Source organism: Bradyrhizobium sp. A5, assembly GCF_042076515.1.
GTDB classification, from domain to species: Bacteria; Pseudomonadota; Alphaproteobacteria; order Rhizobiales; family Xanthobacteraceae; genus Bradyrhizobium; species Bradyrhizobium cosmicum.
The window spans coordinates 6,860,905-6,886,632 of the sequence record NZ_CP148990.1 but is presented as its reverse complement, the minus strand read 5'-3'; the positions used below and the strand labels follow the sequence as shown (position 1 = coordinate 6,886,632).

Below are 25,728 nucleotides of genomic sequence, written 5' to 3'. Positions count from 1 at the left end.
ACGGCGCGGCCGTTGCGCCCCCCTCAATGCAAATGCAGCAGATGCGGCCACCACAGGCCGAGCGCAGTCATGAGGATGCCGCCCAGCGTCAGGATGCCGGCGACATAGGCGAGTGCGAACATGCCGGTGATGATGGTGGCCGAAGCCAGCACGATGCCGATCTGGAAGGCGGCCGACGCCAGCTCGAAGTGATGGTACTTTGCGGTGGCCTCGTCGCGCTCGTGCTCGGCATGCTTGGCCTTCTCGGCGAGCTGCTCGGTGCCTTCGCCGGTCTCGGGCTCGGAGCGGTAGCGCTGCGCGGTCTTGGTCCAGTCGTCGATCTGCTTCTGCACCACGGCCTTCATGGCGTCGTCGGTGGTGCCAGCCAGCGTCAGCTTGCCCTGCTCCGCCGCGGTCACCACCACCGTGCGGCGAATGCTCTTGGCCTGGAAGAACGCCCAGAGATTGGCGCCCTCGACATTCTTGCTGATCGATTCGGTCTGGGCGCCCTTGCCGAGCGTCTCGGAGATCGCCAGGAACAGCGCCAGCACGGCGATCAGGAGGGCGATCTTCTTGTTGGAGCCGGACGCGTGCTCGGCGTGCTCGGCATGCTCCATGCTTTCATGTGCGCTCATGATTTCCCTCCTGTTCGGTTCCCCACGATTGACCGAACCGCAGGCACCGCGCAAGAGGCATGCTTGCCATGACAGCTTCGTGTCAGGAAGCAGCGGCGATTCACCGCCGCGGATGCGCGCTGGCATAGACTTCCAGCAGGCGCTCGGAATCGATGCCGGTATAGATCTGCGTGGTCGAGAGCGAGGAATGGCCGAGCAATTCCTGGATCGCGCGAAGATCGCCGCCGCGCGAGAGCAGATGCGTCGCAAAGGAATGCCGCAGCGCGTGCGGCGTGGCGCTATCGGGCAATCCGAGCGCGCCGCGCAGCCGCTCCATCGCGAGCTGGATGATGCGGGGACTGAGCGGACCGCCGCGCGCGCCGAGGAAGATCGGCCCCTCCGCGGGCAGCGGATACGGGCACATCGAAACATAGTCCTGTACCAGTGCGAGCACGTTCTGCAGCACCGGCACCATGCGGGTCTTGTTGCCTTTACCCGTGACGATCAGCACGTCGCCTTCGCCGGGCCGCGGCACCTCGCGGCGCTTCAACCCGAGCGCTTCGGAGATGCGCAAGCCCGAGCCGTACAGCAGCGCCATCACCGCGGCGTCGCGCGCCAGGATCCAGCTCTCGCGATCCTCGCCGGCACGCTCGTCGGCATCCGCCAGGCGCTTTGCCGACGCCATCGGCAGCGGCTTTGGCAGGCTCTTTCCGATCTTGGGCGCGCGGATCGCCGACAATGCGCCGACCTTGCCTTTGCCCTCGCGCTCGAGGAAGCGGCCGAACGAGCGCAGCCCCGCGAGCGCGCGCATCAGCGAGCGGCCGGCGATGTCGTCGGCGCGGCGCATCGCCATGAAGGCGCGGATATCGGTGGCTTCCAGCGCGGCGAACCGCTTCAGCGTGACGCGCTCGCCCCAATGCGCGCAGAGGAAATCCAGGCATTGCCGCAAGTCGCGGGCATAGGCCTCCAGCGTCTTCGGCGACAGCCGCCGCTCGGCGCCGAGATGCGACAGCCAGCGTATCATTTCCTGCGCGATCGAGGGATCGGCGCTGGCGAGCTCGAGGGGTGGGGCGGCCGCTTTGCTCATGCGCTCTGGACGTGGTGATTCCACTCAGTATATCGCATCACACTCGTTTACTGTTCGCTAAGGCGCGCCCGTGGCGCTAGCCTCCAAACGTCAGGTTCCGATTCTCCCTCCAAAGACCGTTGATGGATCATACGTCGCGCAGCAACGCCGCCCCTACCCACGCGACCGGCATGGTCGACGTGCTGGTGCCGGTCGCGCTCGACCAGACCTATTCCTACAAGGTGCCGCGCGGCATGGAGCTGAAGGCGGGCGATCTCGTCGGCGTGCCGCTCGGGGCCCGCGAGGTGCTCGCCGTGGTCTGGGCGGAAAACGCCAACCCCGATCCGCGCCTGCACAATCGCCTGAAAGAAGTCAGCGAGAAGCTCGATATCCCGCCCCTCAAGCCCGAGCTGCGCTCGGTGGTCGATTGGGTCGCCAACTACACGCTGAGCCCGCGCGGCATGGTGCTGCGCATGTGCCTGCGGATGGGCGAGAACCTCGGCCCCGAGCGGACGCGCGCCGGCGTGCGCCTGGTCGGCGATCCCCCCAAGCGTCTGACGCCGGCGCGGCAGCGCCTGCTCGATGTGCTGTCGGACCGGCTGCTGCACGGCAAGTCCGAAGCTGCCAGGGAAGCCGGCGTCTCCGCCGGCGTGATCGACGGGCTCGTCGACGAGGGCACGCTCACGGTCGAGCCGATGCCGCCGCCGCCACCGCCGCCCGCGCCCGATCCGGATTTCGGCCGGCCGGATTTCTCGCCGCTGCAGCGCGCCGCCGCGGATACGATGCGCGCGCTCGCGGCCAACGGCTCGTTCCACGTCGCGCTGCTCGACGGTGTCACCGGCTCGGGCAAGACCGAGGTCTATTTCGAGGCCATTGCGGAGTGCATCCGCCGCGGCAAACAGACTCTGATCCTGATGCCGGAGATCGCGCTCACCGGCCAGTTCCTTGACCGCTTCGCGCAGCGCTTTGGCGTACGTCCTCTGGAGTGGCATTCGGAGCTGACGCCGCGCACCCGCGCGCGCAACTGGGCCGCGATCGCCGAGGGCACCGCGCCGGTCGTGGTCGGCGCGCGCTCGGCACTGTTCCTGCCTTACGGCAATCTCGGCCTCATCGTCGTCGATGAAGAGCACGACCAGGCCTACAAGCAGGATGAGGGCGTGCATTATCACGCCCGCGACATGGCGGTGGTGCGCGCGCATATCGCCAGGATCCCGATCGTGCTGGCGTCCGCCACGCCCTCCGTCGAGTCCGAAGTCAACGCGCGAAAAAACCGCTATCAGCGCATCGCGCTGCCCTCGCGCTTCGGCGGCCAGCACATGCCGCATATCGAAGCCATCGACATGCGCCGCGAGCCGCCCGCGCGCGGCCGTTTCATCTCGCCGCGCCTGGCCTCCGAAATCAGGACCGCGATCGAGAAGCGCGAGCAGGCGCTGCTGTTCCTCAATCGCCGCGGCTATGCGCCGCTGACGCTGTGCCGCGCCTGCGGCCATCGCTTTGCCTGCACCATCTGCGACGCCTGGCTGGTCGATCATCGCTTTCGCCAGCGGCTGGTCTGCCACCATTGCGGCTTCTCGATGCCGCGCCCACAGACCTGCCCGCATTGCGCAGCCGAGGAATCGCTCGTGGCGGTCGGGCCCGGTGTCGAGCGTTTGCAGGAGGAGGCCGCCGCGCTGTTTCCGGATGCGCGCACCATGGTGCTGTCGAGCGATCTCATCACCTCGATCGAGACGATGCGCTCCGAGCTCAACGAGATCGCCGAAGGCCGTGTCGACGTCATCATCGGCACGCAGCTGGTGGCGAAAGGCCACAATTTCCCGCGGCTCAATCTGGTCGGCGTGGTCGATGCCGATCTCGGCCTGTCCAATGGCGATCCCAGGGCGTCGGAACGCACCTGGCAATTGCTCAACCAGGTGATCGGCCGCGCCGGACGCGAGCAGGGCCGCGGCGTCGGCTATCTCCAGACCCACCAGCCCGATCATCCCGTGATGAAGGCGCTGATCGCCTGCGACCGCGAGGCCTTCTACGACAGCGAGATCGACTTGCGCGAGCGCACGCTCTATCCGCCGTTCGGCCGGCTCGCGAGCCTGATCATCTCGGCCGGCGACCGCCCGAGCGCGGAAGGCTTTGGCAGGAGACTCGTTGCGCTCGCGCCGCGCGACGAGCGCGTGGTGGTGCTGGGGCCGGCGGAAGCGCCGCTCGCGGTCATCAAGGGCCGCTATCGCTTCCGCATCCTGGTGAAATCGGCGCGCGGTTTCGACCTGTCGGATTATTTGCGCAACTGGCTCGCGGTGTGTCCGAAGCCAAAAGGCAATCAGAAGCTGGAAGTGGACGTCGATCCGCAGAGCTTTTTGTAGCTCTCTGTCATTCCGGGGCACGCGAAGCGTGAGCCCCATCGGGCGGTAGAGTCGGTGGATGAATGGATTCCGGGCTCGCGACTTCGTCGCGCCCCGGAATGACAGCACGTAAAAAAGCCCGCCGTCCCCCAAGACGGCGGGCTTGTTTCGCTCGCTCTGATCTCGCCGCTCACATATCCGCAGACAATGACGAGAACTGCGCTTTGACGCTTGAGCGCTTAGGAGATGACTTCCGCGGTGACGCGGCCGACGCCGGCGCCGGTGAGACCGATGGCGCGGGCTGCGCCCGTGGAGAGGTCGAGCACACGGCCGCGAATGAACGGGCCACGGTCATTGATGGTGACGATGACGCTCGACCCGCGATGGGTGACGCGGAGCTTGGTGCCGAACGGCAGCGAACGGTGTGCGGCGGTCATGGCGTTCTGGTTGAAGCGCTGGCCCGACGCGGTCCTGCTGCCGGACTCGTTGCCGTAGAAGGAGGCCATGCCGGAGAAGCTGTGCCCGGAGCCCGACGACGGCGTCATTGCCGCGTTGGCATTGCGCCAATCCGAGCCGGAATTGGAATCGGTCTGGGCGTGATGATGGTGATGGTGCCTGTGATGCCTGGATTTGGCGGAAGCCTCGGTGGCAGTTCCACCAACGAGGATAGTTGCGGCAATAAAAGCGATCGCCGTACGCGGCCGGGTCACGGAGCCCAGCGTCAACAAAGACAGCATTTAGTGGTCCCTAATCTAGTATTGCCACATATGTGGTCAGTGGAGCCCCCTTCACTCGTGAGCGGATTGCGTTTCCTTTCGCAATGAGGCGTGAATTGGGCAGTATTTTAGGTATGTGTCGCGATGAAACATCTTGTGACCCGTAGCGATATTCAATCGGCATTCCATTGTATTTTGATTTAACGATTTATTAACTGAATTATTACTTATGAATACTGTAAAACAAAGTCATCGCTCCCTCAGTTAAGAATTGGGTAAGTATTCAGCAGCCCGCGCGCGGGGCGTCGAATTCACGGCTCTGCGATCCGTGTTCATAGCCGCTATGCGCTGAGGGCAGGAACGAAGGGGCGCTATGCCGGCCTCAGGCTCGCGCCAATTCCGTGGCGTGGCAGGTCGTCGTGCGGATCATCGCGAAGGCGTCGCGAGCTGCGACGAACTGGCGACAGAACCTCGTGCCTTTAATTTGGCGTCATGTTGCACGTGCGCGCCTGCTATGTTAGCAAAGCCGCGATTTTAACGGACCCGGCACGTCCCGTGCCGGCCGAAAATCGAAGTCCCGCTTGAATTCCAAGGGCTTGGATCGCTAGGCGCCGCTTTGTGGCGACGGTTTTTCCCTTGCGAGTTTGACAGCAAAAAGAGCGCGTCTGTGGCTGCAGAAGATACGTCCGTTTCAGGTGTGTCGGGCCGTTATGCAACGGCCTTGTTTGAACTGGCCCGCGACCAGAAATTGGTCGACGAGGTCAAAGCCGATCTCGAAAGATTCGAGGCTCTGCTGAACGAGAGCGCCGATCTGAAGCGCCTCGTCCGCAGTCCGGTATTCGCCGCCGAGACCCAGTCCAGGGCCCTCTCGGCCGTGCTGGACAAGGCCGGCATCGCCGGCATCTCCGCCAATTTCCTGAAAGTGTTGACCGCAAACCGCCGCCTGTTCGTGGTGACTGACGTCATCCGCGCCTACCGCGCCCTCGTCGCCAGGTTCAAGGGTGAAGCGACCGCGGACGTGACAGTGGCGGAAGCGCTCTCGGACAAGAATCTCGATGCCCTCAAGGTTGCCCTGAAATCGGTGACTGGCAAGGACGTCGCGCTGAACGTGAATGTCGATCCCTCGATCATCGGTGGCCTCGTCGTGAAGCTTGGCAGCCGCATGATCGATAGTTCGCTTCGCACCAAACTCAATTCGATCAAGCACGCGATGAAAGAGGCAGGCTGATGGACATCCGCGCCGCGGAAATTTCCGCGATCCTCAAGGACCAGATCAAGAATTTCGGCCAGGAAGCTGAAGTCTCCGAAGTCGGACAGGTGCTGTCCGTCGGCGACGGCATCGCCCGTGTCTACGGTCTGGACAACGTCCAGGCCGGTGAAATGGTCGAGTTCGAGAACGGCACCCGCGGCATGGCGCTGAACCTCGAGACCGACAACGTCGGTATCGTTATTTTCGGTGCCGACCGCGAGATCAAGGAAGGCCAGACCGTCAAGCGCACCCGCGCCATCGTGGACGCGCCGGTCGGCAAGGGTCTGCTCGGCCGCGTCGTCGACGCGCTCGGCAACCCGATCGACGGCAAGGGCCCGATCCAGGCCGACAAGCGCATGCGCGTCGACGTCAAGGCGCCCGGCATCATCCCGCGCAAGTCGGTGAACGAGCCGATGGCGACCGGCCTCAAGGCGATCGATGCCCTGATCCCGATCGGCCGCGGCCAGCGCGAGTTGATCATCGGCGACCGTCAGACCGGCAAGACCGCGATCGCGCTCGACACCATCCTGAACCAGAAGCCGCTCAACGCGCAGCCCGACGAGAACATCAAGCTGTACTGCGTCTACGTCGCGGTCGGCCAGAAGCGTTCGACCGTCGCCCAGTTCGTGAAGGTGCTGGAAGAGCAGGGCGCGCTCGAGTACTCGATCATCGTCGCCGCCACCGCTTCGGATCCGGCGCCGATGCAGTACATCGCGCCCTTCACGGGCTGCACCATGGGCGAGTACTTCCGCGACAACGGCATGCACGCGGTCATCATCTATGACGATCTGTCCAAGCAGGCCGTCGCCTACCGCCAGATGTCGCTGCTGCTGCGCCGCCCGCCGGGCCGCGAAGCCTATCCGGGCGACGTGTTCTATCTGCATTCCCGCCTGCTCGAGCGCGCGGCCAAGCTGAACAAGGACCAGGGCTCGGGCTCGCTGACCGCGCTGCCGGTCATCGAAACCCAGGCCAACGACGTGTCGGCCTACATCCCGACCAACGTCATCTCGATCACCGACGGCCAGATCTTCCTGGAAACCGACCTGTTCTTCCAGGGCATCCGTCCCGCGGTGAACGTCGGTCTGTCGGTGTCGCGCGTCGGCTCCTCGGCGCAGACCAAGGCCACCAAGAAGGTCGCCGGCAAGATCAAGGGCGAGCTCGCGCAGTACCGCGAAATGGCGGCGTTCGCGCAGTTCGGCTCCGACCTCGACGCCTCGACCCAGCGCCTGCTGAACCGCGGTTCGCGCCTGACCGAACTCCTGAAGCAGCCGCAGTTCGCGCCGCTGAAGATGGAAGAGCAGGTCTGCGTGATCTGGGCCGGCACCAACGGCTATCTCGATCCGCTGCCGGTCAGCAAGGTGCGCGCGTTCGAGGACGGTTTGCTCTCGCTGCTGCGCGGCAAGAACGTCGAGATCCTCAATTCGATCCGCGACACCCGCGACCTCACCGACGACACCGCTGCCAAGCTGAAGTCGGTGGTCGAAGGTTTTGCCAAGAGCTTTGCGTAAATAAAGAGCCGTCATGGCCGGGCTGGAGCGCGAAGCGCGTCTTCGCATTGAAGTCCCGGCCATCCACGCCTTTTCGCGTGGAGACGAGTATGTGGATGCCCGGGACTAGCCCGGGCATGACGACAAGACAGGGTCGCGATCGAGCCGCAAGCTGATCGCTGGGGACGAAGAATGGCGTCACTTAAAGACATGCGCGTCCGCATCGCCTCCACCAAGGCGACGCAAAAGATCACCAAGGCGATGCAGATGGTTGCTGCGTCCCGGTTGCGCCGTGCCCAGCAAGCGGCAGAGGCGGCGCGGCCCTATGCCGACAAGATGAGCGCGGTGATCTCCAACATCGCCAGTGCTGCCGCCGGTTCGCCCGGCGCACCGGCGCTGCTCGCCGGCACCGGCAAGGACCAGGTCCACCTGCTGCTGGTCTGCACCGGCGAGCGCGGCCTGTCCGGCGCCTTCAACTCGTCGATCGTGCGCCTCGCGCGCGATCGCGCCAACGCGCTGATGGCGCAGGGCAAGGAAGTGAAATTCTTCTGCGTCGGGCGCAAGGGCTACGAGCAGCTCCGCCGCCTGTTCGACAAGCAGATCGTCGAGCACCTCGACCTGCGCAGCGTTCGCCAGCTCGGCTTCGTCAACGCCGAGGACATCGCCAGGAAGGTTCTCGCCCGTTTCGACAACGGCGAGTTCGACGTCTGCACGCTGTTCTATGCGCAGTTCAAGTCGGTGATCGCCCAGGTCCCGACCGCGCAGCAGATCATTCCGCTGACGGTGGAAGAAAAGGCGGCGAACGCGCCGTCGACCTCTTATGAATACGAGCCGGAGGAGGACGAGCTCCTCTCCCGCCTGTTGCCGCGCAACATCGCGGTGCAGATCTTCCGTGCGCTGCTGGAAAACAACGCCTCGTTCTACGGCGCGCAGATGAGCTCGATGGACAACGCCACCCGCAACGCCGGCGAAATGATCCGCAAGCAAACCCAGATCTACAACCGAACCCGTCAAGCCCAGATCACCAAGGAGCTGATCGAGATCATCTCCGGCGCCGAGGCGGTCTGAGGCATCAACCAAACGACGGTCGTTCAAGTACAGAATTTCGCAAGTACAGAACTTCGAAGGAGAGCTAATCATGGCCACAGCAGCTAACCAGGTCGGTCGCGTCACCCAGGTCATGGGCGCCGTCGTCGACGTCAAGTTCGAAGGCCACCTGCCGGCCATTCTGAATTCGCTGGAAACCAGGAACGGCAATATCCGCCTGGTGCTCGAGGTCGCGCAGCATCTCGGTGAGTCCACCGTGCGCACGATCGCGATGGACGTGACCGAAGGTCTGGTGCGCGGCCAGGAAGTGACCGACACCGGTTCGCCGATCCGCGTCCCGGTCGGCGAAGGCACGCTCGGCCGCATCATCAACGTCATCGGCGAGCCGATCGACGAGGCCGGTCCGGTCAAGTCGGAAGGCCTGCGCGCCATCCATCAGGAAGCGCCGAGCTACACCGACCAGTCGACCGAGGCGGAAATTCTGGTCACCGGCATCAAGGTCGTCGACCTTCTCGCTCCTTACGCGAAGGGTGGCAAGATCGGCCTGTTCGGCGGCGCCGGCGTCGGCAAGACCGTGCTGATTCAGGAGCTGATCAACAACGTCGCGAAGGCGCACGGCGGTTACTCCGTGTTCGCCGGTGTCGGCGAGCGTACCCGCGAGGGCAACGACCTCTATCACGAGTTCATCGAGTCCAAGGTCAACGCCGATCCGCACAATCCGGATCCGAGCGTGAAGTCGAAGTGCGCGCTGGTGTTCGGCCAGATGAACGAGCCGCCGGGCGCACGCGCCCGCGTCGCGCTCACCGGTCTGACCATCGCGGAAGACTTCCGCGACAAGGGCCAGGACGTGCTGTTCTTCGTCGACAACATCTTCCGCTTCACCCAGGCCGGTTCGGAAGTGTCGGCGCTGCTCGGCCGTATTCCTTCGGCGGTGGGTTATCAGCCGACGCTCGCGACCGACATGGGCGCGCTGCAGGAGCGCATCACCACCACGCAGAAGGGCTCGATCACCTCGGTGCAGGCCATCTACGTTCCGGCCGACGACTTGACCGACCCGGCGCCCGCGACCTCGTTCGCGCATTTGGACGCGACCACCACGCTGTCGCGCTCGATCGCGGAAAAGGGCATCTATCCGGCGGTTGACCCGCTCGACTCGACCTCGCGCATGCTCTCTCCGCTGGTCGTCGGCGAGGAGCACTACGCCGTCGCCCGTCAGGTCCAGCAGGTGCTGCAGCGCTACAAGGCGCTGCAGGACATCATCGCCATTCTCGGCATGGACGAGCTTTCGGAGGAGGACAAGCTGACCGTGGCCCGCGCCCGCAAGGTCGAGCGCTTCATGTCGCAGCCGTTCTTCGTCGCCGAAATCTTCACGGGATCGCCGGGCAAGTTCGTCGAACTCGCCGACACCATCAAGGGCTTCAAGGGCCTGGTGGAAGGCAAGTACGATCACCTGCCGGAAGCCGCCTTCTACATGGTCGGCACCATCGAAGAGGCGGTCGAGAAGGGCAAGAAGCTGGCGGCGGAAGCTGCTTAAGCTTTTTCACCTCGTCATCGTCGGGCAAAAGCGTGAAGCGCGTCTTTTCGTAGAGTCCGGCGATCCATTGAACAAAATTTCGATAGATGGACCCGCGGGGCAAGCCCGCGGGTGGCAAGCGGAAAACAACGGATAGCCCATGGCCACCTTCCACTTCGATCTCGTCTCGCCGGAAAAGCTCGCATTCTCGGGTGAGGTCGATCAGGTCGACATTCCCGGCGTCGAGGGTGATTTCGGCGTGCTGGCGGGACATGCGCCGGTCGTGGCTGCGATCCGCCCCGGCATTCTCACCGTCACCACCGGCGGCAAGCACGAGAAGATCATCGTGCTCGGCGGCCTCGCCGAGGTTTCCGAAAAGGGCCTGACCGTGCTCGCCGACGTGGCGACATCGCTGGCCGAGCTCGACCGCGCCCAGTTCGCCGCGACCGTCTCGGAGATGGAAGAGGGGCTGAAGGAGCACGAAGGCAACGAGCTCGATCAGGCCATCGCGCGGCTCGACCACTTCAAGAGCATCCAGCAGCAGCTCAACAGCACGGCTATGCATTAAGCCCCGGGGCACCGCTCCGGGGCTCAAGCCTCAAATTCCTGAACAGGTTCAGCGCTCGCCACGGCCGTGGCGGGCGCTGAAACTTTGTTGCATCGCGACGCCGATAGCGGCATTCTGCGCGCGCGGATAGGCGCCTGTGATCGCGGCGACAAGTCCGGCGCCGATGGCTTCGCCGCCGGCCGCATCCGGTGGCAAATTCCCGGCCGACATGGTGCCGTTCGTCGGCGAGCGCGTGCGCGGCTATCTCAACGGCGAATATTCCGCCGCCGGCGACTACAAGGCCCTCGCAAGCGGGAGAGGGCGCGAGAGAATGGTGCGCCCCTCACGCCCCAATTTCCGCCGAAAAATTCTCTAGAGCATGTTGTTTTTTACCGGAATCGGGATTCCCAGGGGAGCCGATTTCTGATTCAAAGTTCATGCTGGAGGACGGAGGCCAGCATGGATGACGCGACCCTATTCGGAAGACCTTCGTGAACGGGCTCTGGCGCGGGCTGACGCAGGGGAGACGGTTCGCTCGATTGCAGAGGCGCTTGAGATCAGCCCGTCCTGTGTAACGAAGTGGAAGAATCTGAGGCGGGAGACTGGAGGCGTTTCGCCTGGCAAGATTGGTGGTCACAAGAAGCCGGTTCTATCCGGTGCCCATGCCGACTGGCTACGCAAGCGCGTTCTCTCTGGGCCATTCACCTTACGGAAGCTGACACAGGAGTTGGCAGCACGCGGGATCAAGACAGATGTGCGGGCCGTGTGGACGTTTGTGCATGCCGAAGGGCTGAGCTTCAAAAAAACGATCCTGCCGGCCGAACAAGATCGCCCCGATATCGCTCGTAAACGGACGCGCTGGAAGGCCCATCAAGGCAAGATTGACGCTTCACGCCTGATCTTTATCGATGAGACCTGGATCAAGACCAACATGGCACCACTGCGCGGCTGGGGTCCGAGTGGACAGCGGCTCCAGGCATCCGCGCCTTTCGGTCATTGGAAGACCATGACTTTCATTGCAGCGCTGCGGCACGACCAGATCAGCGCACCTTGGGTCATCGACGGCCCCATCAATGGGGAACTCTTCACCCTCTATGTCGAGAAGGTTCTGGTGCCAACGCTGGCAAAAGGCGAGGTCGTCATCCTCGATAATCTCGGCAGTCACAAAGGCAAGTCCGCCCGCAATGCCATCCGCGCCGCCGGAGCGCATCTGCTCTTCCTGCCGCCCTACAGTCCCGACCTCAATCCGATCGAACAGGTCTTCGCCAAGCTCAAACATCTGATGCGAGCTGCAGAGCCGCGTGACGTCGAGGCAACCTGGCGCAAGGTCGGTGAACTGCTCGACCTCTTCTCCGCGCAGGAATGCGCCAACTATCTCAAAAATTCAGGCTATGTTTCCGTATAAAAACAGCACGCTCTAAGGATTTCAACCCCCATTCTACTGTGCATGGGGTTGTTTTCGCAGCTTCAGTTTCCGAACGGCGCAAACTGCTGCGCCACCGCGCGGTAGACGTCGCGGCGGAACGGCACCACGAGATCGGTGACGCGGTCGAGGCGCTCCCAGCGCCATGCGTCGAATTCCGCGGGCTGGTCGTTGCGCGGCGTCAGCGGATCGATCTCGTCGTCCTTGCCGGTGAAGCGCAGCGCGAACCACTTTTGGCGCTGGCCGCGGTACTTCGCTAGCCGATGCGTTTGCGGTCCGTCATAGGGAGGGAATTCGTAGGTGAGCCAGTCGGTCTCGCCGAGAAAATCAGCGCTGACGACGCTGGTCTCTTCCCAGAGCTCGCGCATCGCGGCGTCGCGCAGATTCTCGCCGTCATCGACCCCGCCCTGCGGCATCTGCCAGTCGAGGCCCGGCAGGATGATCTCGGGTCCGTCGCCCTTGAAGCGGTGCCCGATCAGAACGCGGCCATCGGCATTGAACAGGGCGATGCCCACATTGGGACGGTAGGGCTTTTCATTCGTCACGTGCGGATCTTCCGTGTCATTCCGGCGATGCCTTAGCACCGAACCCGGAATGACAATTTGATTTATTCATCCGCCAGCGCGGAAAATTCCTTCACCACGCGCTCGTAGACCGGGCGCTTGAAGGGAATGATCAGCCCGGTCAAATTCTTCATCGGTTCCCAGCGCCAGCTCACGAACTCGGCCTTGTGGCCGCCGCCGGGGTGCTCGACGTTGATCTCGCTGTCCTCGCCAGTGAAGCGCACTGCGAACCATTTCTGGCGCTGGCCCCGGTAACGGCCCTTCCAGGTACGCCCCGCGACCGTGCGCGGAATGTCGTAAGTGAGCCAGTCCGGGACCTCGCCGAGCCGCTCGACCGAGCGCACGCTGGTCTCCTCATAGAGTTCGCGCCTGGCCGCGTCCCAGGTGTCCTCGCCGGGATCGACGCCGCCCTGCGGCATCTGCCAGACATGGCTGTCGTCGACATGCTCGATGCCGCCGGCGCGGCGGCCGATGAACACCAGTCCCTTCCGGTTGATCAGCATCACGCCGACGCAGGTCCGGTAGGGCAAATCCTCGTAACGCGCCATTCCGCCAGGCCTCTCGCGTGCTTTTGGCGGGCATGCCGGCCCCCGCGGGACCCGTGCCGTACCAATCCGTTGATTTAGCTGGATTTTGATTTCAGCATCGCGGTTGTCAATGGCACCAAAAGGATACCCCGGTCGCTCAATGTCTTGGTCCATGCGCCGATGCGCTCGATCGAGACCGGCAGGGCCGAGGCGGTGCCCACGGCCGTGCCGCGCTCGCGCGCCATCGATTCGAGCTTGTTCAGGGCGCGGTCGATCTCGACCGGGGTCGGCACCACGTCGATTGCGATGTCGCCCTTGCCGAACGGCATCGCCGCACTGGCCGCGGCCTGCGGCGCGATGCTGCGGGGCGAGGAGCCGTCGTCGAAGAAGCCGAGGCCGCGCTTGGCCGCCTCGCGGATGATCGGCTGCATCGCCGGCTCCGTCGCCACGAAGCGGGCGCCCATGAAATTGGTGAGGCCGGCATAGCCCTGCATGCGGCTGAGGTGCCAGTACAGGCGGTCCATGTTCTGGTCGGTGGTGAGCGAGGTCAGCAGCGTCTGCGGCCCCGGGTCGTTGTCCGGGAAGTCGTAGGGCTCCATCGGGATCTGGAGGAAGATCTCGTGGCGCTGGGCGCGAGCCCGTTCGGCCAGCTTGCCGGGGTCGGCACCGTAGGGCGTGAAGGCCAGCGTCACCGCCGGCGGCAGCCGCATGATCGCGTCGGTGGTCTTGGCGGCGCCGACGCCGAGGCCGCCGATCAGGATCGCGACCACGGGCATCTTGGCGGCCTTGGCGCGGTCGGCATCCGCGGCATAGACGTTGAACGGCTTCAGGTCTCCCGCCACCACCGGGATCATGCCGTAGCGCGACTTCTCCAGCAGTTTCGGGTCGATCCCGGCCATGACGGGCGGCGGCGCATTCGCGGCCGCCGCTTCGCCCTTGTCCGCCGAGTCCCCGCCACCGATCACCACGTCGTGGCGCGTGCCGGTGGAACCGTCGATCATGGTGACGGTCTTCTGCTCGCCCGCTTGCTTCGGCGCTTCCTTGGCCTCGTGCCTGCTGTCCTGCTTGCTCTCCTGGCCATGGCCGGCAGCGGCGGGTTTCTCGTCGGTGGCTTTGGGCTCGCGGATCGCGATCCGCGTCATCGGCTCGCCGCCGAGCGGATCCTTGTTGAAGATGGCAAAGCCGGCAAAGGCGGCCAGGAACAGGCCGAGCATGACGGCCAGCGCCTGCATGGCCGTGAACGGCAGCCGCAGCCGGCGCTTTCGGCGCGGCTTGTCCTGTCCGAGCGGGGCGCTCAGATCATCGGCCGTTTCAGTCATGCGAGATCCCGAATCACTCCCGCCGACGATACCACGCCGAGGTCAAGCGGCGGCAGGCCGGGATGCGCCGGGGATTGCGCAAGACCAAGCAAAAAGGGCGGCTCCGGGAGCCGCCCTTTCGCTGGATCGCGTGATGCGCCCGACTTAGTTCGCCGCTTTGGGCTTGTCGGTGGTCGCGCCCTTGTTGTCGCCCGGCGTGGGCGCCGCGGAGGCGCTGTTCTTGATGCCGTGGAGCAGGTCGCCGGCGAGCTTGAGCGCCTTGTCGTCCTTGGCGTCCGGCGGAACATAGGACTGCGAGCCGGTCTTCTCGTCGCCGTCGTTCTTCAGATGGCCGCGCAGCGAAGCCTCGCCCTTGGTGTCGGTGCGTGACTTCAACTCGTCCGGCACGTCCTGCAGCACTTCGATGTCGGGCACGATGCCCTTGGCCTGGATCGATTTGCCCGACGGCGTGTAGTAGCGCGCCGTGGTCAGACGCAGCGCGCCATTGCCCGAGCCGAGCGGGATGATGGTCTGCACCGAACCCTTGCCGAACGAGCGCGTGCCGACGATGGTCGCGCGCTTGTGGTCCTGCAGCGCGCCGGCGACGATTTCCGACGCCGAGGCCGAGCCGCCATTGACCAGCACGATGACCGGCTTGCCCTTGGTCAAATCGCCCGCATGCGCGGTACGACGCTGCGTCTCCTCGGCATTGCGGCCGCGAGTCGAGACGATCTCGCCCTTCTCCAGGAACGAGTCGGAGACGGTGACCGCTTCCTCGAGCAGGCCGCCCGGGTTGTTGCGCAGGTCGATGATGTAGCCCTTGAGCTTGTCGCCGATCTGATTCGAGAGGTTGGCGACCTCGCGCTTCAGGCCTTCGGTGGTCTGCTCGTTGAAGGTGGTGATGCGGATATAGGCGATGTCGTCGGTCTCGACGCGCGCGCGCACCGAGCGGACGCGGATGTTGTCGCGCACCAGCGTGACGTCGATCGGATTGTCCTGGCCCTTGCGGATGATCTTCAGCTTGATCTTGGTGTTGACCGGACCGCGCATCTTCTCGACGGCCTGGTTCAGGGTCAGGCCCTGCACCGCCTCCTCGTCGAGATTGGTGATGATGTCGTTGGCCATGACGCCGGCGCGCGAGGCCGGCGTGTCGTCGATCGGCGAGACCACCTTGATCAGGCCGTCTTCCATCGTCACCTCGATGCCGAGCCCGCCGAACTCACCGCGGGTCTGCACCTGCATGTCGCGGAAGCTCTTGGCGTCCATGTAGCTCGAATGCGGATCGAGGCCTGTGAGCATGCCGCTGATGGCGGATTCGATCAGCTTGGTGTCGTCGGGCTTCTCGACATAGTCCGAGCGCACGCGCTCGAAGACGTCGCCGAAAAGGTTGAGCTGGCGATAGGTGTCCGCGGTGGCGGCCCGTGCGCTCGAGCCCATGAAGACCGCGCGCGGCTGGGTCACGAACAGCGTCAGCGCCGCACCCGTGGCCGCGCTGAGGAGGATAACTGAAGTCTTGCGCATCATCCGCGAACCTTCTCGCCTTCATTTGCGGCCCACCATGGGCCTGGATCGATTGGAGTGCCGTCCTTACGGAACTCGACATACAGCACAGGTTGACTCGCGTTCGTGGCGAGAATGGAGGCGACTTGAGAGGTCGACCCCATGGTCGCGACCGGCTCCCCCGTGAGCACAAACTGTCCGATGTTGACCGAAATGCGCTCCATCCCGGCGATCAGGACATGATACCCGCCCCCGGCATTGAGGATCAAGAGTTGTCCATAGCTGCGGAACGGGCCGGCATAGACCACCCAGCCATCACACGGCGTCGTGATCTGGGAGCCGGGCTTGGTGGCCAGCGAAATGCCCTTCTGGACCCCGCCGACCCCGTCGGAACCGCCAAAATCCCTGATCTTGTTACCGTTAACCGGGAGCGGCAGCAGGCCCTTGGCCGAGGCGAAGGCGATGGCCGGAGTGGTCCGGGACCGATCCTTGAAAGCGCCGGGGCCAGGCTTGGCGCTGGCGGACGCTTTTGCCTCCGCCAGCCTTGCGGCCTCGGCCGCCTTTTCAGCGGCCTTGGCGGCGCTCTGCAGATCCTGCTCCATCTTGGCGATCAGCCCCTGGAGATCGCCGACCTGCTTCGACAGCGTGATCGCGCGCGAGCTCTCGGCGCTGAGGTCCTTTTCCCGCGACGCCTGCTGGCGCTGCCGCTCATCGACGAGGGCCGTAAGCCGAGTCTGGTCGTTACGAATCCTGTCGCGGTCGGTGGCGAGCTGGTCGCGCTCGGCGGCGATGTTCCTGCGCAAGGCCACGAGTTCGCCGAGTTCGCCCGCGATCCTCTCTGCGCGGCCGCGCAGTTCCGGCACCACCGCGCCGAGCAGCATGGCGGTGCGCAGCGATTGCAGTGCGTCCTCCGGCCGCACCAGCAGCGCCGGCGGCGTCCGCCGGCCGGCGCGCTGCAGGGCGGCCAGCACCTCGACGATGTCGGCGCGGCGCGAATCCAGCGAGGTGCGCATCTGCTGCTCGCGGCCGTTCAGCGACCGCAGCCGCGCTTCGGCTTCGTCGATCTTGGTCTCGACGGCGCGCACATTGGCGGCGGTGTCGATCAATTGCTGGTTGAGCTGGGTGCGATCCTGGCCGAGCGAGATGATCTCGGCCTTGAGTTTGGCCTGCGCCTCTTCCGCGCTCTTCTGCCTGGCGCGCGCGGCTTCCAGCTCCTGCTCGCGCTGCTTGACCGCATCGGGTGAGACGGCCGCGGCCTGCTGTGCCGGCGTTGTCGTCTGAGCCTGCGCGAGGCTTGCGCCCAACACGCTTGCGCCCGAGACACTTGCGATCAGCAGCAGGTTGATGACGGGCGCTTGCATCGCTTTAAGCAAAGGTGCTCGTTGTGGCGCGCATCACGCGCGGTGATAGGGGTGGCCGGCCAGAATGGTGGCGGCCCGATAAAGCTGTTCCAGAAGCATGACGCGGACCATTTGATGCGGCCAGGTCGCCGAGCCGAACGCAATCGCGAGCTTGGCCTTACGGCGCAATTCGGGCGAAAGTCCGTCCGCCCCTCCGATCACGAAGATAGTATGACCGGCGCCCTCGTCGCGCCAGCGCCCGAGATTCCGTGCGAATACGGTGGAATCGAGGTTCTGGCCGCGCTCGTCCAGCGCCACCAGGATCGACTTGTCCGGAACATGCGCGGAGATCGCCGCGGCCTCTTCGGCCATCCGTGTCGCGGTGTCGCGCGCGCGGCTCTCGGGAATTTCGTGGATGGCGAGCTCGCGGAATCCGAGCTTGCGTCCGGCCTCGTCGAACCGCTCGAAATAGCGGTCGGCAAGCTCCCGTTCGGGGCCCTGCTTCAGCCGGCCCACCGCAATGACTGCAACACGCATGATGTTTTCAGGGTCGTGTTTTCAAGGCCGCGCGCAGGTTGCGCGCGCACGACGCTAGCATGCGCGTCAGCCGATTCGAAATCGGCCAGTCGCCTCTAGATCGCCTTCGCCGCGATCGCTTTCGCCGCCCCTGGGCCCTGCGTGTACAATCGCTCGAGATTGTAGAATTCGCGGACCTCGGGTCTGAACACGTGCACGATCACATCGCCGGAATCGATCAGCACCCAGTCGCAATTGGGCAAGCCCTCGACGTGGATGTTCTTGATACCGTTTTCCTTGAGGCCCTTGGCGACGTTTTCCGCGATCGCGCCAACGTGCCGGTTCACCCGGCCGGTGGTGACGATCATGTAGTCCGAGTACGCCGATTTGCCGCGAAGGTCGATGGTGACCGTCTCCTCCGCCTTCATGTCGTCGAGGCGGGAGAGGATCAGGCTCAGCGTCTTGTCGGCGTCCGGTTGCGCCTTCAAGGCCGCAGCTTTGGTCGATGTTTTACGCGCCGGCTTTGCGTTGGGTAAAACAGACTTCGTTGAAGCTGTCTTGGACAATACAGATGTGGTCAGGGACCATTCCTTTCACTGTATCGCGAACGCCGAATCCAGCGTCCACTGGTTACACTACATCATGTGGGGTTAAGGGTTTCAATATGCCAGAGAGCCCGAAATCCACACGCCGTCCGCACAGTCTGACTCACTTCGTACCTTTCCAGCTCCCGTCCGGGTTCCGCAAGCCCGTCGAGGAGAGATTCAGCTTCAATCCGGTCAGGAAAACCCAGGCCGGCGCCGGCTGATCCGCAAGCAGTGCTGCCTTATTCTCGGGCAGGCGGTAGCGCGCGAGCGCCTTGGCGGCGGGAGAGGCGAGGGCACGAAAACTCTGCGGGGGGCGATCGATGACCGCAATCGGCACCTGGCCGGCGATGCGGCGCCAATCCTGCCAACGATGGAATTGAGCGAGGTTGTCGGCGCCCATGATCCAGACAAAGCGCAGGCCGCGGAGGCGGCGGCGCAGGGTGTTGATCGTGTCGATAGTGTAGCGCGTACGGATGACGGATTCGAGACAGCTCACCTCGATCCTGGGGTCGTTGGCGACCTCGCGCGCAGCCTGCATCCGCTCACCGAGCTCATGCAGCGTGCCGTTCTCCTTCAGCGGATTGCCCGGCGTCACCAGCCACCACACGCGATCGAGTTGCAATCGCTTGAGCGCAAACTGGCTGATGGCGCGATGGGCCTGATGCGGCGGATTGAACGAGCCGCCGAGCAGGCCGATGCGCATGCCCTCCGTATAGGGCGGGATCGCTTGCGCCGGGAAACGCGGCACGACGAAATTGTTACTCAAGGCCCGCGCCCCACGACGTTGCTTACGGCCGCGTCTGCCCGGTGCCGTGAACGCGATACTTGAAGCTGGTCAATTGCTCGGCGCCGACAGGACCGCGGGCGTGGAAGCGGCCGGTGGCGATGCCGATCTCGGCGCCGAAGCCGAACTCGCCGCCGTCGGCGAATTGCGTCGATGCGTTGTGCAGCACGATCGCGGAATCGACTTCGCTGAGGAATTTCTTCGCGGCGGCCTCATCCCCGCTCACGATCGCATCGGTGTGATGCGAGCCGTGGGTCTGGATGTGCGCGATCGCGCCGTCGACGCCGTCGACCACCTTCGCTGCAATGATCGCGTCGAGATATTCGGTATTCCAATCGTCTTCGCTCGCGGGCTTGACGCGCGCATCGATCTTCTGCACGGCGTCGTCGCCGCGGACCTCGCAGCCGGCCTCGATCAGCATCTCGATCAGCGGCTTCAGGTTTTTGCCGGCGGCAGCGCGATCGACCAGCAGCGTCTCGGCGGCACCGCAGACGCCGGTGCGGCGCATCTTGGCGTTGAGCACGATCGACTTCGCCATGGCGAGGTCGGCGCTGGCGTCGATATAGACGTGGTTGACGCCTTCGAGATGCGCGAACACCGGCACGCGTGCCTCGGCCTCGACGCGCGCGACGAGGCTCTTGCCGCCGCGCGGCACGATGACGTCGACGGCGCCGTTCAATCCGGACAGCATCATGCCGACCGCCGCGCGGTCGCGCGTCGGCACCAGCGTGATCGCGGCTTCGGGCAGGCCGGCTTCGCGCAGGCCCTGCACCAGGCATTCATGGATGGCGCGGCAGGAGCGGAAACTGTCGGAGCCGCCGCGCAGGATCACGGCATTGCCGGATTTCAGGCAAAGCACGCCGGCATCGGCGGCAACGTTCGGCCGGCTCTCGAAAATCACGCCGACGACGCCGAGCGGCACGCGCACGCGTTCGATGGTCATCCCGTTCGGCCGCTGCCAGCTCTCGGTGACGATGCCGACGGGATCGGCGATGCCCCGCACGATGCCGATTCCCTCGGCCATCGCTTCGACCCGCGCCGGCGTCAGCGTCAGGCGATCGATGAAGGACGCTGTCATGTTGCTCGACGCGCGGGCCTCCGCGACGTCCTCGGCATTGGCGGCGAGAATCGCTGCAGAGCTCGCGCGGATCGTCCGCTCCATGGCTTCCAGCGCCCGGTTCTTCTGCTCCGGCGGCGCCAGCGCCAGCACGCGCGCGGCGGCGCGGGCACGGTTGGCGAGATCGGACATCAGCGCCAGGAGATCGCTGGTACGATCGGCATTGCCATCGACGGCTTTGAGGGGGGCGGCCATTGGAATTTCAACCTTCTGCTAAGGCAGTGTCCTAGCACGGAAATCCCGGGTTTGGCGAGGCTGGGAATCACCCCGGCAGGGGCCGCTGTGGCCTCGATCGGGACTTTGGGGTCGCCGGCGTCAGGCTCGGTCGGCCGCCAAAGCGAGGCGGGCGGAACCGAGCGGCTCTGTGCTCCGCGTGCACCAGCATGGAGGAAATCATCGCGTGAGACGCTGAGCGCATTGTCCGCATGGACAACCTGTTACCCCTCGGCGGCGTCTTGCGACGTCGCGTGCCCGACCTGCTGGCAGGCGCTGCAATGCTTCTGCTTGAGGTTCGCGACATTGAAGTCCACCGGACTGCCGCTGCGCTTCGCGCTGCTCGCCACCACGCTCGGTTTCGCCTGCGAGGCAAACGCAGCCACGCTGTTGGTGACGACCACGGCCGATAGCGGCGCCGGGAGCCTGCGGGCGGCGATCACCAGCGCCGGCAATGGCGACACCATCATGTTCCAGACCGGTGGCACCATCACGCTTGCGAGCGAGCTGCCTGTCATCACCAGGAATCTGACCATCGACGGCAACGGCAACAACCCCGTCATCAGCGGCGCCGGGACCTATCGTCCGTTCTTCATTGGCGATGCCGGGACGACCGGCTCGACCTATTCGGTCACGATCGCAAATCTTTCCATCGCCAACGCGGCGGCTCAGGGCGGCCGGGGCATCGACGGTGGTGGCGGCGGCGCCGGTCTCGGCGGCGCAGTGTTCGTGTCGAGCAACGGCGCGCTGACGCTCAGCAATGTCAGCCTGAGCAACAACCAGGCGAGCGGGGGTGCGGGCGGCGCCTTCACCAACAACCTCGCCGGCGGCGGCGGCGGCATGGGAGGAAACGGCGGAAGCAGCTCAAGCTCAGCGGGCAATGGCGGCGGCGGGCTGGCCGTCGGCAGCAATAGCGTGAGCGGGCTTGGGACCAACGGCGGCGGCACCAACGGTGGCGTAGGCACGATGACCGGTGGCGGCACCGGGGGTAACGGAGGGTTCGGTGGTGGCGGCGGCGGTAGTGAGACCAGTTTTATTGCAACTGCCGTGCAAGGCGGCAACGGAGGGTTTGGCGGCGGCGGTGGCGGCGGCGGTAACTTCTTCAGTGGCCAAGGTATCGGCGGCGCGGGTGGGTATGGCGGCGGTGGCGGCGGGGCAATTAGCGGAACCAGCGCCGCTGGTGGCAATGGCGGTTTCGGTGGCGGCGGCGCCGCCGTTTACGCAATGACGCGCACCGGCGGTGCCGGTGGCTTCGGCGCCGGAGCTGCGGATGTCAGCCTGTCCGTTCCGGGTGCCGCGGGCGGCGGCGGCGGGCTCGGCGCCGGCGGCGCGGTCTATGTCCAGACCGGCGGCACCGTCACGGTCACCGGCTCGTTGACCGTCAATGGCAACGGCGTTGCCGGCGGTGGTGGTGGCGGCGGCTACGGCGATCCGGGCAGCGCCTTCGGGTCCGGGATCTTCTTCCAGGGCACCGGCGGCATCCCGACCACACTCGCCTTTGGCGCCGGCAGCCAGTCGATTGCGAACGGAATTGCCGACTACATCGGCTCGGGCGGCACCAATCCCGGCGGCGGCGCCAACGCCGCGGACCAGGGCGGCAGCGTCGCGCTCACCAAGAGCGGCGGCGGCACTCTCACCCTTGCTGGCCCCAACACCTATAGCGGTGGCACCACCATCAACGAGGGCACGACGCTCGTCGTCGGCAATTCCGGCGCGCTCGGCAGCGGCGCGCTGACGCTCAACGGCGGCATCACCGGCGTCACCGTGAACTTCAACGGCAGCTTCACTATCGCCAACGACATCACGGCAACAGGCGATCCGACCTACAACGTTCTCACCGGCAATACCGTCAACCTGAGCGGCGTACTGTCGGGGTCGGGCGACGTCGTCGTCAACAACCAGAGCGGCTATGCCGGTACGCTCGTTCTGTCGGGTCTGAACACTTATACCGGCCCTACCGTGGTCGAAGCCGGCAGGCTGCAGGCCGGCTCGACCAGCGCCTTCGGCAACAATTCCGCCATGACGGTCTTGGGCGGCGCAGTGCTCGACCTCGGCGGATTCTCCAACGCCGTGGGATCGCTGGCCGGCGCCGGCACTGTAACAAATAGCGGCGGCGCTGCTGCCGTCCTGGCTGCCGGCGGGGACAACAGCTCGACGGTGTTCTCCGGTACGATCCAGGACGGCGCGGGAGCGATGGCACTGACCAAGACCGGAAGCGGTCTGCTGGTGCTGACGGGCGTCAACACCTACAGCGGGGCAACTCTTGTCGGCGGCGGCGAGCTGCGGGTGAATGGCTCGATTGCGTCGTCGAGCCTGACCACGATCGGCAGCGGTGCCATCCTCAGCGGCAGCGGCACGCTCGGCAATACGCTGATCCAGGGCGGCGCGATCTTCGCGCCCGGCTCGGGTACGCCGGGCAGCGCAACGACGATCGCCGGCAATCTCGCCTTCCAGTCGGGAGCGGTCTATCTGGTGCAACTCAATCCGGCCGCTACGACCGGCGCCATCGTCACCGGCGCTGCGACGCTCGCGGGCAGCGTGACCGCGGCGTTTGCGTCCGGAACGTATCTCACCCGCAGCTATTCGATCCTGCATGCTGGGGCGATCAGCGGCAATTTTACCGCCTTCTCCACTGTCGCCCTGCCGGCCGGATTCAGCGCCGGCTTGCGGACCACGGCAACCGACGTGCTGATCGACCTGACGGCGCAGCTCGGTGCGCTCTCCCCCGGTGGGTTGAACCGCAATCAGCGAAACGTCGCCGATGCGCTCAACGGTTTTTTCAACCGCGGCGGAACGCTGCCGCCCGGCTTCGTCGCACTGTTCGGGCTGACCGGCACGCCGCTGGCGGGCGGGCTGACCCAGCTCTCCGGCGAAACCGCGGCCGGCGCGCAGCAGGCGACCTTCGATGCCATGGACCAGTTTCTCGGCGTGCTCACCGATCCCTTTGTCGACGGGCGCGGTTCGCGCGGCGCGGACGCCGATGGTGCGATGGGCTATGCCGCCGCTTCTGGCAAGCGCCGTGGCGCCGAGCGCGAGGCCTACGGCATGATGACCAAGGCACCGTCGCGCGCGAGCTTCGATTCGCGCTGGAGCGTTTGGGCCGCAGGCTTTGGCGGGTCGCAGACGACCGACGGCAATGCGGCGACCGGCTCCAACACCGCCACCAGTCGCGTGGCCGGTACCGCCGTCGGTGCGGATGTGTGGTTGTCGCCGCGCACGGTTGCCGGCTTCGCGCTGGCCGGCGGCGGAACGAGCTTCAACGTCGCCGGCGGCGGCGGCGGTCGCTCCGACCTGTTCCAGGCCGGCGCTTTCGTGCGGCATACCGCCGGGCCGTCCTATGTCACCGCGGCGCTCGCCTATGGCTGGCAGGACGTCACCACCGACCGCACCGTCACAATGAGCGGCAGCGAGCGGCTGCGGGCACAATTCGATGCCAATGCCTTTTCCGCGCGAGCCGAGGCCGGCTACCGTTTCGCGACGCGATGGCTCGGCGTCACGCCCTATGCCGCGGCACAGGTGACCGCGTTCGATCTGCCCGCCTATGCCGAGCAGGCGCTGGCCGGCTCCGGAACCTTTGCATTGAGCTACGCGCCGAAGACGGCGACTGCGACGCGCAGCGAGATCGGCCTGCGTACCGACAAGTCGCTCCTGATCGATCAGGCGGTGCTGACCGTTCGCGGCCGTGCCGCGTGGGCGCACGAATACGGCGTCGATCGCAGCATCGTCACCACCTTCCAGACCTTGCCCGGGGCAAGCTTCGTCGTCGACGGCGCATCGCCCAGGCCCGACGCCGCGCTGACCAGCGCGTCCGCCGAGATCGCGTGGCGCAATGGCGTCTCGATCGCTGCGTCGTTGGAAGGGGCCTTCTCGGACGTCGTCAGGAGCTACGCCGGCAAAGGCAGCATCCGCTATGCGTGGTAGCCATGATCGTCAGATGGGATCGGTCGGGTGCTACCCGCCCATCACCAGATCGTCGCGGTGGATCATCTCCGAGCGGCCGCTGATGCCGAGGATCGCCATCACGTCCGGGGAGGAGCGGCCCTTGATCCGCTCGGCGTCGTCGGCGTCGTAGGCGATCAGGCCGCGGCCGACCTCGCTGGTGTCGGGGCCGCGCACGATCACGGCGTCGCCGCGGGCGAACTGGCCCTCGACCTTGATCACGCCGGCCGGCAGCAGGCTGGCACCGGCGCGCAATGCCGCGACCGCGCCGGCGTCGATGGTCAGCGTGCCCTTCGGCTCCAGCGAGCCCGCGATCCAGCGCTTTCGCGAGGTGATGGGATTGGCCGGCGTCAGGAACCAGGTGCAGCGGCCGCCATCGGCGATCGCCTGCAGGGGATGCGCGCGGTCTAGGACCTGTACGCCTCCGCCGAGGAGAATCGGCGGGGCTTCGGGTGTGGGACGCTCCGCTGCGCCGCATCCTTGAGGTCGAGCAAGGGCGTGAGTTTGTTCCCGTCTGCGTAGGGAACTGGCAGCGCGGAGCGTGGCAGAATCGAAGTACGTCGAGAGGTGACTATATCAGGAGCTCTTTTCCTCTGACGGCGACGGCTCCTCCTCAGGCGGCGGCTTCTCAACAGGAGCCGGCACATCAGAAAGAATGTTATCCGGAACAGTGCTTTCGTGCGCCACCGTAGCGAAGATCGCGTCCACCAGGCGACCTGCAGCAGAGGTCGAGCGTGCGAGCGCGCGAATTTGCTGCAGGCACGCTACACTTTCCGTTTTATGAGGGTAGTTGAGCGTGTGATCAACTTCACCCCACGTCTCCTCGGTTAGAGTGCGCACCTGCAACTCACAGGTCATCTTCACCCCGGGCATCTGATCGGAGATAACGTAGTGGACACTGGTGTAAAGGTTTTCGCTTCGCTTTGTTTTGAAGCCCATGTCCTTAAAGGTTTTCTCGTACTCGATGTCCCAGGTGCGAGCGATCGGACCCTCGTGAAATTTGTAGCCGCAACTCTTTAGAAGATTCGTTAGATGTTCGTCGATCTTCTTCGCCTGCGCAGTATGGAGATGCAAAATTCGAATGCCCGCGAGATCGTTGATCTTTGCATGCAGATTATCGGTCGTGATATCGAACGCTTTGCCCGCCCTTTTTGGGTCGCGCATCTTGCGAAGAAGCTTATCTTGAAGGTGATCTCTATCCTTAATGCGTGCGCGAATGGAATGGATTAGCGGCTTCAGCTCTTTTGAATTTGCGATTGCGTTTCGAAGCGCATCGTAGAAATGATTTAACAGATGAAGTTTCTCATCGAAGCACTTCAGCAGCGGTTCAATGACGGGAGACTCTTCGTCGGTAGGGGTGAGCATCTCCG

22 protein-coding genes and 1 pseudogene are annotated in these 25,728 nt (G+C 65.0%); 9 read left to right on the top strand and 14 right to left on the bottom strand.

The features are described from left to right. Positions 1-23: 23 nt before the first annotated feature. Together WHZ77_RS32555 and WHZ77_RS32550 are read right to left on the bottom strand one after the other, a co-directional pair. Positions 24-614 (bottom strand): DUF4337 domain-containing protein, encoded by a 591-nt coding sequence (locus tag WHZ77_RS32555; RefSeq protein ID WP_094890732.1) that lies wholly within the window; start codon positions 612-614, stop codon positions 24-26. A gap of 100 nt (positions 615-714) precedes the next feature. Beyond that, the gene (locus WHZ77_RS32550; RefSeq protein WP_375311664.1) at positions 715-1,680 is read right to left on the bottom strand and encodes a tyrosine recombinase XerC; all 966 of its coding nucleotides are present in this window, start codon (positions 1,678-1,680) and stop codon (positions 715-717) included. A 122-nt stretch (positions 1,681-1,802) separates the two neighbouring features. On the opposite strand from WHZ77_RS32550, the gene WHZ77_RS32545 reads away from it, so the two are divergent. After that, entirely contained in the window at positions 1,803-4,013 is a 2,211-nt protein-coding gene (locus WHZ77_RS32545) for a primosomal protein N' (RefSeq protein WP_375311663.1), read from the top strand. 218 nt (positions 4,014-4,231) lie between these two features. On the opposite strand, the gene WHZ77_RS32540 is transcribed toward WHZ77_RS32545, so the two are convergent. Then, positions 4,232-4,729, bottom strand: coding sequence for a septal ring lytic transglycosylase RlpA family protein (locus WHZ77_RS32540; protein WP_375311662.1), 498 nt, complete (start codon positions 4,727-4,729; stop codon positions 4,232-4,234). A 646-nt stretch (positions 4,730-5,375) separates the two neighbouring features. On the opposite strand from WHZ77_RS32540, the gene WHZ77_RS32535 reads away from it, so the two are divergent. The 7 genes from WHZ77_RS32535 to WHZ77_RS32505 all read left to right on the top strand — a co-directional run bounded on the left by WHZ77_RS32535 (position 5,376) and on the right by WHZ77_RS32505 (position 11,956). Further along, positions 5,376-5,936, top strand: coding sequence for a F0F1 ATP synthase subunit delta (locus tag WHZ77_RS32535; RefSeq protein ID WP_151650569.1), 561 nt, complete (start codon positions 5,376-5,378; stop codon positions 5,934-5,936). Beyond that, complete coding sequence (gene atpA / locus WHZ77_RS32530; protein WP_143842456.1) at positions 5,936-7,465, top strand: F0F1 ATP synthase subunit alpha; 1,530 nt, start codon at positions 5,936-5,938, stop codon at positions 7,463-7,465. The genes WHZ77_RS32535 and atpA overlap by 1 nt, the downstream gene beginning before the upstream one ends. A gap of 171 nt (positions 7,466-7,636) precedes the next feature. Continuing rightward, the gene (locus WHZ77_RS32525; protein WP_375311661.1) at positions 7,637-8,512 is read left to right on the top strand and encodes a F0F1 ATP synthase subunit gamma; all 876 of its coding nucleotides are present in this window, start codon (positions 7,637-7,639) and stop codon (positions 8,510-8,512) included. Between the two features lie 70 nt (positions 8,513-8,582). Next, a complete protein-coding gene (gene atpD / locus WHZ77_RS32520) occupies positions 8,583-10,025 on the top strand; it encodes a F0F1 ATP synthase subunit beta (protein ID WP_375311660.1) in 1,443 nt (480 codons plus the stop codon). A 139-nt stretch (positions 10,026-10,164) separates the two neighbouring features. Next, positions 10,165-10,572 carry a F0F1 ATP synthase subunit epsilon gene (locus WHZ77_RS32515; RefSeq protein ID WP_375311659.1) on the top strand — a complete coding sequence of 136 codons (408 nt, stop codon included), beginning with the start codon at positions 10,165-10,167 and terminating at the stop codon, positions 10,570-10,572. A 136-nt stretch (positions 10,573-10,708) separates the two neighbouring features. Beyond that, on the top strand, positions 10,709-10,927 hold the full coding sequence (locus WHZ77_RS32510) for a hypothetical protein (protein WP_375311658.1): 219 nt from the start codon (positions 10,709-10,711) through the stop codon (positions 10,925-10,927). 87 nt (positions 10,928-11,014) lie between these two features. Then, positions 11,015-11,956 (top strand): IS630 family transposase, encoded by a 942-nt coding sequence (locus WHZ77_RS32505; protein ID WP_375309090.1) that lies wholly within the window; start codon positions 11,015-11,017, stop codon positions 11,954-11,956. 62 nt (positions 11,957-12,018) lie between these two features. On the opposite strand, the gene WHZ77_RS32500 is transcribed toward WHZ77_RS32505, so the two are convergent. From WHZ77_RS32500 to WHZ77_RS32460, 9 genes are all read right to left on the bottom strand, one after another. After that, positions 12,019-12,519, bottom strand: coding sequence for an RNA pyrophosphohydrolase (locus WHZ77_RS32500; RefSeq protein WP_375311657.1), 501 nt, complete (start codon positions 12,517-12,519; stop codon positions 12,019-12,021). A gap of 62 nt (positions 12,520-12,581) precedes the next feature. After that, on the bottom strand, positions 12,582-13,085 hold the full coding sequence (locus tag WHZ77_RS32495; protein WP_151646218.1) for an RNA pyrophosphohydrolase: 504 nt from the start codon (positions 13,083-13,085) through the stop codon (positions 12,582-12,584). Between the two features lie 74 nt (positions 13,086-13,159). After that, positions 13,160-14,383: a divergent polysaccharide deacetylase family protein gene (locus WHZ77_RS32490; RefSeq protein WP_375311656.1), complete on the bottom strand. Its 1,224-nt coding sequence runs from the start codon at positions 14,381-14,383 to the stop codon at positions 13,160-13,162. 144 nt (positions 14,384-14,527) lie between these two features. After that, on the bottom strand, positions 14,528-15,886 hold the full coding sequence (locus tag WHZ77_RS32485) for a S41 family peptidase (RefSeq protein WP_143842450.1): 1,359 nt from the start codon (positions 15,884-15,886) through the stop codon (positions 14,528-14,530). Continuing rightward, positions 15,883-17,223 (bottom strand): murein hydrolase activator EnvC family protein, encoded by a 1,341-nt coding sequence (locus tag WHZ77_RS32480; protein ID WP_375311655.1) that lies wholly within the window; start codon positions 17,221-17,223, stop codon positions 15,883-15,885. Before WHZ77_RS32480 ends, WHZ77_RS32485 begins: the two co-directional genes overlap by 4 nt. A 33-nt stretch (positions 17,224-17,256) precedes the next feature. After that, complete coding sequence (gene rlmH, locus WHZ77_RS32475) at positions 17,257-17,739, bottom strand: 23S rRNA (pseudouridine(1915)-N(3))-methyltransferase RlmH (protein ID WP_143842448.1); 483 nt, start codon at positions 17,737-17,739, stop codon at positions 17,257-17,259. Between the two features lie 95 nt (positions 17,740-17,834). After that, entirely contained in the window at positions 17,835-18,206 is a 372-nt protein-coding gene (gene rsfS, locus WHZ77_RS32470; protein WP_028139198.1) for a ribosome silencing factor, read from the bottom strand. A 220-nt stretch (positions 18,207-18,426) separates the two neighbouring features. Further along, positions 18,427-19,071, bottom strand: coding sequence for a nicotinate-nucleotide adenylyltransferase (locus tag WHZ77_RS32465; protein ID WP_375311654.1), 645 nt, complete (start codon positions 19,069-19,071; stop codon positions 18,427-18,429). Positions 19,072-19,093: 22 nt separating this feature from the next. Then, a complete protein-coding gene (locus WHZ77_RS32460) occupies positions 19,094-20,401 on the bottom strand; it encodes a glutamate-5-semialdehyde dehydrogenase (RefSeq protein ID WP_375311653.1) in 1,308 nt (435 codons plus the stop codon). A 324-nt stretch (positions 20,402-20,725) separates the two neighbouring features. Between WHZ77_RS32460 and WHZ77_RS32455 the strand changes: the two genes are divergently transcribed. Next, positions 20,726-24,340 (top strand): autotransporter domain-containing protein, encoded by a 3,615-nt coding sequence (locus tag WHZ77_RS32455; protein ID WP_375311652.1) that lies wholly within the window; start codon positions 20,726-20,728, stop codon positions 24,338-24,340. A 30-nt stretch (positions 24,341-24,370) separates the two neighbouring features. On the opposite strand, the pseudogene WHZ77_RS32450 reads toward WHZ77_RS32455, so the two are convergent. Both WHZ77_RS32450 and WHZ77_RS32445 read right to left on the bottom strand, forming a co-directional pair. Beyond that, positions 24,371-24,820, bottom strand: a pseudogene (locus WHZ77_RS32450) (PUA domain-containing protein); the annotation flags it as partial. Positions 24,821-24,934: 114 nt separating this feature from the next. Then, entirely contained in the window at positions 24,935-25,723 is a 789-nt protein-coding gene (locus WHZ77_RS32445; protein WP_375311651.1) for a RelA/SpoT domain-containing protein, read from the bottom strand. Positions 25,724-25,728: the final 5 nt, after the last annotated feature.